This window comes from Streptomyces europaeiscabiei (genome assembly GCF_001550375.1).
Classification (GTDB): Bacteria; Actinomycetota; Actinomycetes; order Streptomycetales; family Streptomycetaceae; genus Streptomyces; species Streptomyces europaeiscabiei.
On sequence record NZ_LRTR01000870.1, the window covers coordinates 1 to 717 of the forward strand.

General features: G+C 73.9%; 1 protein-coding gene. It reads left to right on the forward strand.

Annotation, left to right across the window (positions count from 1 at the left end):
- Window positions 1-717 (forward strand): acyl carrier protein (locus AWZ10_RS51250; protein ID WP_244172771.1); only part of this gene is annotated, 717 nt, incomplete at both ends.

The following is a 717-nucleotide window of genomic DNA, read 5'->3' on the forward strand; positions in this document are numbered from 1 at the left end:
GTCGCCACCAGCCTCTCCTGGGGCCTGTGGCAGCAGGCCGGCATCGGCATGACCGCCCACCTCGGCGACGCCGAACTCGCCGGAATCCGCCGGCAGGGCATCGGTTCGCTGTCGGAGGCGGAGGGCATGCGACTGCTCCACGCCGCGCTCACCCAGCCGTATGCGCATCTCGCCCCGGTGAAGCTGGAGTTGGCGGAGTTGCAGCGGGCCGCGGACCGGGGCGGCGAGGTTGCGCCGAGGTTCCGGGGGCTGGTGCGGCCGCGGCTGCGGCAGGCGGGCCGGGCCGCGGCGCGGCCGTCGGCACTGCGGGACCGTCTGGCCGCCCTGTCCGACGTAGAGCGGCGCAGGGATCTGACGCGACTGGTGTGCGACGAGGCGGCGATCGTCCTCGGTGTCTCCGACGCGGCGGGTCTCGGTCCGGACCAGGTCCTGAAGGACCTGGGCATCGACTCGGTGATGGCGGTCGAACTGCGCCGTCGCCTGTCGGCCGAGACGGACACCGCCCTGCCCGCGACTCTCGCCTTCGACTACCCCACCCCCACCGCCATCGCCGGGCTCCTCCTCGACAAGCTCGACCTGACGAACGTCCCCCAGCGGACGGCCGTCTCGCGTCGCACCCGCCGCGCCGGAGCGGACGAGCCGATCGCGGTGGTGTCGATGGCCTGCCGCCTGCCCGGCGGTATCGGCACCCCCGAGGACTACTGGCAGCTGCTGGTC